We start from the raw sequence: 9,479 nt of genomic DNA on the forward strand, positions 1-9,479 counted from the left end.
CCGTCATCGGGATGTTCCCGTTGAGAGATGGTTCGGACTACATCGTTCGGCATATTGATGTAGCGCGGTTTGCCAGGCACGATGCCTGTTCTTCGAACACATTGCGAGGGCATCCGATGAGTGATCTTTTAGTCGGCTAGACAAACGGCGGACGCCAAACGTCCACCGAAATACGCTTCATCTCGAAATTGTTGTCAATTGACAACTTAGTTCAATGCCGTTAGTCTTGAGGTCCATATGTCGCGATCAGTTCACCCAAAAAAGGAAGTCGAAAAAGCGCTCAAACGTGCGGAGGCGGAAGGCTGGCGCATCGAAGTCGGCGCAGCGCATGCATGGGGAAGGCTTTATTGCCCGTATAAAGGCGACGAATGTCGTTGCGGAGAATTTTGTATCAGTTGTGTCTGGTGCACGCCGCGCAGCGCCGGTAACCACGCCAACGGGTTAAGACGGGTTATCGAAAACTGTGCGACGCACATGAGGCACAAGGCAGCAATGCGGCTTGCGCCGCAGGGAGAGTAGCAATGGAGTACATCTTTACGCTGAAGTACCAGTTGCCGGAAGCCGATGCCGATCTGGACGAGCTCGTCGAAAGGCTCGGCGCTGCCGGGTGCGACGATGCATTGATCGGCGTTGGTCTTCCCGGTCGTATCGCACTCGAATTCACGCGTGAGGCGGAGGCGGCCGATGAAGCGCTGGTCAGTGCGCTTGCAAGCGTCAAGTCGGTTGTTCCGTCAGCGAGGCTGATCGAGGCTGCCCCCGATTTCGTCGGACTGACCGATGCCGCGCAGGCGGTTGGCGTGACGCGCCAGAACATGCGCAAGCTGATGCTCAAACATGCGACGAGTTTCCCTACGCCCGTACACGAAGGAACGACGACAGTGTGGCATCTGGCCGATATCCTTGCGTGGCTGCAGGCGAAGTGCCACTACAACCTCGAGCAGCGCCTGATCGATGTCGCATCCACCGCGATGCAGATCAACCTGGCGAAAGAGGGGCGCCAGATGACCACACGCATGCAACGTGAAGTCCGCATGCTGGTTGCGTAGTCACCCTTACGAGGCCGCATGCGGGAAGCGCGCTTCGTTACATCGACGGCAGCATATCGGCAGCAGTATCTCAACTGAGGCAGGCGGATGATGGCAAACGGAATCGCCGGTGAAGCGGAAGTCGAAGTGACGCATTGGCCGTACCCTCGGCTCGTCGCGCATCGTTGCGGCGGTAAGCTCGCGCCCGAAAACACGCTCGCCGGATTCGACGCGTGCGTGCAGCACGGTTACCGGATGGTCGAATTCGATGCGAAGCTGTCCGCGGATAATCAGATTTTCCTGCTGCACGACGACACGCTCGATCGAACCACAAACGGTTGCGGCGCAGCGGCGCTGCACACGTGGGCGCAATTGGCCGCGCTCGACGCGGGCTCGTGGTTTGATCGCCGATTCGCAGGCGTACGCCTGCCCACGCTTGCCGATGCGGCAACCCGTTGCGAACGCGATGCGCTTGCAGCCAACATCGAGATCAAGCCCTGCCCCGGCCGCGACGCGTTGACGGGCGAGTTCGTCGCTGCGGCGGCGCTTTCGCTGTGGCGGCGCTCGCAAATGCCGCTGCTGTCGTCATTCTCGTATGACGCATTGGCCGCGGCACGCAAGGCTGCGCCGACGCTGCCGCGCGGCATGCTGTTCGATGCAGTGCCTCGCGACTGGCGGCGCATCGTGCACGAACTCGAGTGCGTATCGCTGCACGCCGATCACAGGCATCTGACCGATGCCCTCGTTGCTGAAATTCGCGCGGCTGGTTTGCGCGTACTCGCCTACACGGTGAATGACCCCGTACGCGCGCGCGAACTCGTGCAATGGGGTGTCGACATGATCTGCACCGACCGCCTCGATCTGATCACCGAAGCCATGTTGCGCTGAGCCCGCAACCTGTGCGCGTGTAGGGGTTTTACCTTACGTCCACATTCCGGAATCCCCGACATACCAATTCCGGATTTCCGGAAACCGGGACGCACGCGCCTGTGCGGGCTAAAAATAGCTTTAGAAATCAATGCGTCGCCATGCTGGCTCGCATTGGCATCGACCTTGCGATATGTCCGACGCGGCACGCTTGCGGTGCTGCTTATAAATAAAGCAAGGAGACAACGATGCCTGAATTCCTGTCCTGGACCTTCTGAAATCGTCGTCTTGTAGCGGCTTGTCGCCCGCGCACAAGCGTACGAACTCCGTTCGCATGATGCGCCGCGTGACGAGCCTGTCGCTTACTCCATCGCAGGAACCATCGTGAAGAAACCCTTCTACAAAATCCTCTATGTCCAGGTGATCGCCGCCATCATTATCGGCATCGTGCTCGGACACTTCTCGCCGGCGTTCGCCGTCGACATGAAGCCGCTTGGCGACGCGTTCATCAAGTTGATCAAGATGGTGATCGGCCCGATCATCTTCTGTACGGTCGTGACCGGTATCGCCGGCATGCAGGACATGAAGAAGGTCGGGCGCGTCGGCGGCAAGGCGCTGCTGTACTTCGAGATCGTCTCGACTTTCGCGCTCGTGCTCGGCCTGATCGCGACGCATGTGCTCAAGCCCGGCGTCGGTTTCAACATCGATCCGGCCACGCTCGACGGCAAGGCGGTTGCCTCGTATGCGGCGAAAGCGCACGGCCAGTCGAGCGTCGAGTTCCTGATGCACATCATTCCGGACACCATCTCGTCCGCGTTCGCGCAAGGTGAAATCCTGCAGATCCTGCTCGTTGCGCTGCTGTTCGGCAGCGTGCTCGCGACGATCGGCGAACGCGGCAAAGTCGTCACCGACTTCATCGAAGGCATCTCGGGCGTGCTGTTCGGCATCGTGAAGATCATCACGAAGCTCGCGCCGATCGGCGCCTTCGGTGCAATGGCGTTCACGATCGGCAAGTACGGCATCGGCTCGCTGCTGCCGCTCCTGAAGCTGATCGGCACGTTCTATCTGACGTCGATCGTGTTCGTGGTGGTCGTGCTCGGCCTTATCGCGCGCGTGGTCGGCTTCAATATTTTCCGCTTCGTCGCTTACATCAAGGAAGAGATGCTGATCGTGCTCGGCACCAGTTCGTCGGAAGCCGCGCTGCCGCAGTTGATGCTGAAGCTCGAGAAGCTCGGCTGTTCGCGTTCGGTCGTGGGTCTCGTCGTGCCGACCGGCTACTCGTTCAACCTCGACGGCACCAATATCTATATGACGATGGCGGTGCTGTTCATCGCGCAGGCGACGAACACCGATCTGACGCTGACGCAGCAGTTGACGCTGCTCGCCGTGACAATGCTGACGTCGAAGGGCGCGAGCGGCGTGACGGGCGCAGGCTTCATCACGCTTGCGGCGACGCTCGCAGTCGTACCGACGATCCCGCTGTCGGGCATGGTGCTGATTCTCGGGATCGACCGCTTCATGAGCGAATGCCGCGCGCTGACCAACATCGTCGGCAACGGTGTGGCGACGGTCGTCGTGTCCGCATGGGAACGCGAACTCGACCGCTCGAAGCTGCGCGCGGTGATGCAGCGCGACGTGTCGGTCAACGAACCGGCCGAAGTTTGAGCGACCAGGGTTTTAGCCATGGGGACCACGGCGCCGCGAGGCACGGCGGCGCCGCCCGCAACCGCGCAAGCTACGCAACAGACGTATCGCACGCGGCTTTCCAACAATAAGAACGGCGCGGCGCGAGACGCATCCGCCGCCGCGCAGAAGGCGGATCGCGCCTCGCTGGACGCAGACGGCGCTGCACAATGTGCCACAATAGGCGACTCCCATCGTCCTGACCTGGTTACCGTGACGCGCCGTCTGCTCGTTTTCTTCGCGCTCGTCGCCGGGCTCGCGGCGGCATGCGGGCTCACGTGGTCGGTGAGCTGGCAGCGCGGCATCGAAGCGCTGCGTCTGAATGCGGCCGCGCGCGCCGATCGCACCACGAGCGCGCTCAGAAGTACGCTCGAGCGCTACGAGTCGTTGCCGTATCTGCTCGCGGAACATCCGGTCGTGCAGGATGTCGTCGTTGCGCCCACCGAGGCCAATGTCGCGCGCGCAAACCACTATCTCGAAGACCTGAACCGTCAGGCCCGCGCGAACGTCACCTATATCATCAAAGCCGACGGCATTTGCGTGGCAGCCAGCAACTGGCTCGACGCGGACAGTTTCATCGGCGTCGAATATCTGTTCAGGCCATATTTCATCGAGGCGATACAGGGTCGCGTCGGCCGCTTCTTCGCGATCGGCACGACTTCGCACGATCCCGGCTACTTCATCTCGCAACCGGTGATGCGCGGCGGCAAGATCGTCGGCGTTGCGGTCGTCAAGCTCAATCTCGAGTGGTTTCAGGGCGCGGATGCATCGGAGCCGCTGATCGTCACCGACGATCACGGCGTGATCTTTCTGTCTTCGGTGGCCGCGTGGAAGTACCACACCGTGCGTCCGCTTCCGAATGAGGTGATGAATTCGATCCGGCAGACGCGCCAGTACGCGCAGCAGCCGATCACGCCGCTGCCGATGACCGTCGAGCGCACGCTCGCCGGCGGCGCCCGGATCGTGCGGATCGGCGGCGGCCGCTATGCACCGCGCTATCTCGCGTCGAGCCGCGCACTCGGCGAACCCGACTGGCATCTGATCACGATGTCGCCGGTCGAACCGGTGAACGCCGACGCCCGCTATGCGACGGTCGTGACCGGCTTCGGCTACGTATCGCTGTGTCTGTTGCTGTTCTACTGGCGCATGCGCCGCGCGCGCGTGCGCGAAGTGATGAAAAGCCGTGCGCTGTTGCAAAAGGCGTATGCCGAACTCAACGAGCGTGTCGCGGAGCGGACCGCGGACCTCTCGCAGGCGAACGAGCAATTGAAAAACGAGGTGCGCGAACGCGCGCGTGCCGAACAGGAACTGCGCGCCGCACACGACGAACTGATCCAGGCGAGCAAGCTCGCGGCGCTCGGCCAGATGGCGGCGGGCATCACGCACGAGCTGAACCAGCCGCTTGCCGCGTTGCGCAGCTTTTCCGACAACACCCGCGTGCTGCTCGAACGCGGCGACCAGGCGGCCGCGCATGAAAATCTCGAGGCGATCGCGGCGCTCACCGAGCGCATGGGCAAGATCACGAATCAGCTGAAGTTGTTCGTCGGCCGTGCACGGCCGCGCAATGCGCGCTCGCCGGTCGCGCGCGCATTGCGCAACGTGCTCGGGCTGTTGCAGAAGCGCTTGCAAGGCGTGACGGTCGATGTGTCGGTACTCGATGCGACCGCGGCGAACCCGGCACGCGAGCGTTTCGATATCGATGCGGAGCATCCGCAGCTCATGGTCAATTGCGACGATCTACGGCTCGAACAGGTCCTCATCAATCTGCTCGGCAATGCACTCGATGCGGTCGCTGGCCTGCCTGAACCGCGTATCGCAATCGAGATGGAAGTGTCCGACGCGGCTACATTGACGATCACGGTCCGCGACAACGGCCCGGGTATCCCGGCCGACGTGCTGCCGCGCCTGTTCGAACCGTTTTTCACGACGAAGGAGATGGGGCGGGGGCTGGGGCTCGGCCTTGCGATCTCGTCGTCGATCGCGCGCGATTGCGGCGGCTCGCTTGCCGCGCGTAACGTGGCGGAAGGCGGCGCGGCTTTCACGCTGACGCTGCGCCGCGCCCGCGCGCAGGTCAGCGACCCGCTTGCCGCGGGAACCTGACATTCATCTGGCGACGATCATGGTGACGAAAAGCATTCAGGTGCTGTATGTCGAAGACGACGAACTCGTGCGGCGCGCGAGCGTGCAGAGCTTGCAGCTCGCGGGCTTCGAAGTGATGGGGCATGCGCTGGCGGAGTCCGCGCTGAAGCTGGTCGGCGCCGATTTCGCCGGTGTCGTGGTCAGCGATATCCGGCTGCCGGGCGCGAGCGGGCTCGACCTGCTCGCGCAATGTCGCGAGCGCGCACCCGACGTGCCGGTGATCCTCGTCACCGGACACGGCGATATCTCGATGGCCGTGCAGGCGATGCGCGACGGCGCGTACGACTTCATCGAAAAGCCATTCGCGTCCGAGCGGCTCGTCGAGACGGTACGGCGCGCGCTCGAGCGCCGCACGCTGGTGCTCGAGAATCTCGCACTGCGCCGCGAGCTGGCGGAACAGAGCTCGGTCGCGCCGCGCATTATCGGCCGCAGTCCGGCCATCGAGCAGGTGCGCCGGCTGATCGCGAACGTCGCGCCCACCGATGCGGCCGTGCTGATCAACGGCGACACCGGCGCGGGCAAGGAACTCATTGCGCGCAGCCTGCACGAACTGTCGCCGCGCCGCGACAAGCCGTTTATCGCGGTCAATTGCGGCGCGCTGCCCGAGCAGATGTTCGAGTCCGAGATGTTCGGCTACGAGCCGGGCGCATTCACAGGCGCGGCCAAACGTCGTATCGGCAGGCTCGAGCATGCGTCGGGCGGCACGCTGTTTCTCGACGAAATCGAAAGCATGCCGCTTGCGCTGCAGGTGAAGCTGCTGCGTGTGTTGCAGGATGGCGTGCTCGAGCGGCTCGGTTCAAACCAGCCGGTTCATGTCGATTGCCGGATCGTTGCCGCGGCGAAAGGCGATATGACGGAGCACGTCGCGGCCGGGACGTTCCGGCGTGACCTGTTGTATCGGCTCAATGTCGTGACGATTGCGCTGCCGCCGTTGTCCGAGCGTCGCGAGGATATCGTGCCGCTTTTCGAGCATTTCCTGCTCGATGCAGCGGTGCGCTACCAGCGGCCTGCGCCAATGTTGACCGACCGTCAGCGCACAGGCCTGATACAGCGCGAGTGGCCCGGCAATGTGCGCGAGCTGCGCAATGCGGCCGATCGCTTCGTGCTTGGCATCGTCGACGATACGGTTGCGACGTCGGCTGACGACGGCGACACGCAGCCGCTGAAGGAGCGTGTCGAACAGTTCGAGCGCGCGGTAATTGCCGAGGCCCTCGAGCAGGCGGGCGGCGCGGTCGCCCTGGCCGCCGACCGCTTGCAGCTCGGCAAGGCGACGCTGTATGAAAAGATCAAGCGGTATGGGCTGGTCGCGCGAGGAGAGGGCGAGCGGTAGCCGGCATCCTTCCGGACACGGTGTCGGCGACTCCGGCGGCGCCGGGGCAAGGCGGACCCGGCTGCCAGACCGGTCACGCGAGCTGTGCCACTTGCCGGATGAACATCCCATAGTTTTCCGCGTTGTGCATGGCGGCCGAGCTATTTGTTCTGGCGAGGTTCAATGCGTTCTGGTCGCCGTAGATCAGATCGCGTGTGCCGGCTATATCGTTGAAATGGCTCAGTTCGTGCGCAATCGTGACCTCGGGCGTGTTTTTACCAAACACGGCGTCGAGCATGTGCGGCCTCACGTGGATCGTGTGCGATCCGTCGCCGGGGAACACGTGTGCCATCTCCCAGTTATCGCGGGTTCGCGGGTCGAGCGAGAATTTATAGTCTCCTGAGGCAAGTGTCTGCCGCATCCTCTCCAACGTCCGCCTTATTTCATCGACGTTCGCATTCTTGCCGAACCACTGCTGAACCTCCGGATCATTGGCGCCATACTTTTCGAGCCTGCCGAGCGCGAGATCGAGTAGATGCATGAGATTTTGCGGCGCGCCGTTCAGTCGATTCAACGCCGCCTGCGAGAATTGCGATGCGCCCGCGCCGCCGTCGATGTCGGGCGGGGCCGCATGACCGCCCGGGCCTGCATTCGGCATTTGGCCGACGTTGCCGCCGCCGCCGCCGCCACCGCCGCCACCGCCGCCACCGCCACCGCCACCGCCACCGCCACCGCCGCCACCGCCACCGCCACCGCCACCGCCGCCGCCGCCGCCGCCACCGCCACCGCCCGGGCCATGTCCACGGCCTGTTGAACCGGGCTCGCCGTGCCCCCCGTATCCCGGACCCGCCGCGCCGTGGCCATACCGGCCGTCACCGACGGGGCGCTGCGCCGGTTCTCCGACGGTGGGTTCGGCACGAGGTCTGCCTGCTCCGGGCGGGCGAGCGCCGACATCGCCAGGCATCGACTCCGGCTGCGACGAATCGTCGCCCGGCGATGCAGGTGCGAATCCACCCGGGCCGCGCGGATTGGTTGCCGGGTCCGCATCGACCGTATTGCCATGCTTGAGCATGTCCTGCGTCCGTGCGGTCAGCTCGTTCCACGCGTTGCGCAGATATTGACCCTGCGCGGTCCATGCTTCCTGCACATGGTTACCTTGCTCGTCCCACGCGTCGTGCACATGCGAACCGTCTGCTGCCCACGTGTCGCGTACGTGCTGGCCGGTCTGTTCGCTCCATGCGTTGCGCACGTGTGTGCCGTCCATGTCCCACGTCTCATGCGCGCGCGTGCCGTTCTGGTCATTCCACGTATCGCGCACGTGCGTGCCGCCGTCGTCCCACCGGTCGCGGACATGGTTGCCGTTTGCGTCGTCAGTCGAATCTCCGGGCTGGCTTCGTGCGTCCGGATCGTCAGGCCGTAACCGCTGGGTGACGTTGAACGCCGGCAAGCGGATGTCGTCGCGGTTGCCGTTTTGCGCGTCGCCAGTGCCGTACTGTGCATCGCCGGTCTGCGCAGACGGGCCCGGCGCGGTATCGAGAAGCGCGCGCTGAGCGGGCGCATAAGTGCGCGTCTGCGCTTGCGGGGCAGACGCGACTCGTAACGGCATTTGATCCGGCGCGCCTTCGCGCGCATACGTCTTGCGATAGTCACTGATTCTCATGAGGTTCCCGTCTTCTTGTGATGGCGCGGATTCGCGACATGCGCCGACCGATCGATGCGCACACAACGATCCGCCGTTCGCGGACCTTGCGTTCGAATGACGCGTACTCACGCGTGCCGAACGATTTAAGCATTGGCGTGCGCGCGCCGTGAGATACAGGAATCGCACACCGGCTTACACATCGACATGTGCAACGACGCAGGGGGAACCGACAGGAGAGCGTACGAAAGGGCAAAGCGCGCCCGTCGCGCATGATGCGGCAGGCAACAAAAAAGCCCGCGCATTTGCGCGGGCTTCATCATGTTCCGGCAGCGAGGTGACTGCCTGCTGTTTATGCCGAACCCAATTCCTTATCGAGCAGTGCGTCGAGTTCCTGGAAACTCGGCTCGCCGACATAGCGCTTAAGAATCTTGCCGTCGCGTCCAATGACGAACGTGGTCGGCGTGAGCTGGACATTGCCGAACTGCTTTGCCGCAGAGCCATCGTCCATCGCAACCTTGAACGGCAGACGACGCGTTTCGGCGTAGTTGGTGACGTACATCGGCGCGTCGTAATTCATCGCGACCGCGACAAACTCGAGACCTTTGCCTTTGAAGCGGTTGAACGTGTCGATCATCTGCGGCATTTCCTTCATGCAGGTGTCGCAATTCGTCGCCCAGAAGTTGACCAGATAGACTTTGCCCTTCAGATCGCCCGTTGTGACCTTCTGGCCGGAGAGCAAGGAAGTCGGAGGCCAAGCGGTCTTAGGAAGACAAAACATTCTACCAACTCCTTGGCTCACAGAACGACATGGCTA

8 protein-coding genes are annotated in these 9,479 nt (G+C 63.2%); 6 read left to right on the forward strand and 2 right to left on the reverse strand.

Going from position 1 to position 9,479, the window contains the following annotated elements:
- The first annotated feature begins 237 nt into the window (after positions 1-237).
- The 6 genes from QYH69_RS23630 to QYH69_RS23655 all read left to right on the forward strand — a co-directional run bounded on the left by QYH69_RS23630 (position 238) and on the right by QYH69_RS23655 (position 7,044).
- Entirely contained in the window at positions 238-519 is a 282-nt protein-coding gene (locus QYH69_RS23630; protein WP_308834163.1) for a hypothetical protein, read from the forward strand.
- A gap of 2 nt (positions 520-521) precedes the next feature.
- Positions 522-1,046: a DNA-binding protein gene (locus tag QYH69_RS23635; protein WP_308834164.1), complete on the forward strand. Its 525-nt coding sequence runs from the start codon at positions 522-524 to the stop codon at positions 1,044-1,046.
- Positions 1,047-1,136: 90 nt separating this feature from the next.
- Positions 1,137-1,913 carry a glycerophosphodiester phosphodiesterase gene (ugpQ, locus tag QYH69_RS23640; protein ID WP_374992480.1) on the forward strand — a complete coding sequence of 259 codons (777 nt, stop codon included), beginning with the start codon at positions 1,137-1,139 and terminating at the stop codon, positions 1,911-1,913.
- Positions 1,914-2,276: 363 nt separating this feature from the next.
- The gene (locus QYH69_RS23645) at positions 2,277-3,557 is read left to right on the forward strand and encodes a dicarboxylate/amino acid:cation symporter (protein ID WP_308834166.1); all 1,281 of its coding nucleotides are present in this window, start codon (positions 2,277-2,279) and stop codon (positions 3,555-3,557) included.
- Between the two features lie 18 nt (positions 3,558-3,575).
- Positions 3,576-5,675, forward strand: coding sequence for an ATP-binding protein (locus tag QYH69_RS23650; protein WP_374992479.1), 2,100 nt, complete (start codon positions 3,576-3,578; stop codon positions 5,673-5,675).
- 19 nt (positions 5,676-5,694) lie between these two features.
- Complete coding sequence (locus tag QYH69_RS23655) at positions 5,695-7,044, forward strand: sigma-54 dependent transcriptional regulator (protein ID WP_308834167.1); 1,350 nt, start codon at positions 5,695-5,697, stop codon at positions 7,042-7,044.
- 73 nt (positions 7,045-7,117) lie between these two features.
- Here QYH69_RS23655 and QYH69_RS23660 read toward each other — a convergent pair whose 3' ends face one another.
- Together QYH69_RS23660 and QYH69_RS23665 are read right to left on the reverse strand one after the other, a co-directional pair.
- A complete protein-coding gene (locus QYH69_RS23660) occupies positions 7,118-8,683 on the reverse strand; it encodes a M35 family metallo-endopeptidase (RefSeq protein ID WP_308834168.1) in 1,566 nt (521 codons plus the stop codon).
- Between the two features lie 331 nt (positions 8,684-9,014).
- The gene (locus tag QYH69_RS23665) at positions 9,015-9,443 is read right to left on the reverse strand and encodes a TlpA disulfide reductase family protein (protein WP_308834169.1); all 429 of its coding nucleotides are present in this window, start codon (positions 9,441-9,443) and stop codon (positions 9,015-9,017) included.
- Between the last annotated feature and the right edge of the window lie 36 nt (positions 9,444-9,479).

Source organism: Paraburkholderia sp. SARCC-3016, from assembly GCF_031119615.1.
GTDB lineage: Bacteria > Pseudomonadota > Gammaproteobacteria > Burkholderiales > Burkholderiaceae > Paraburkholderia.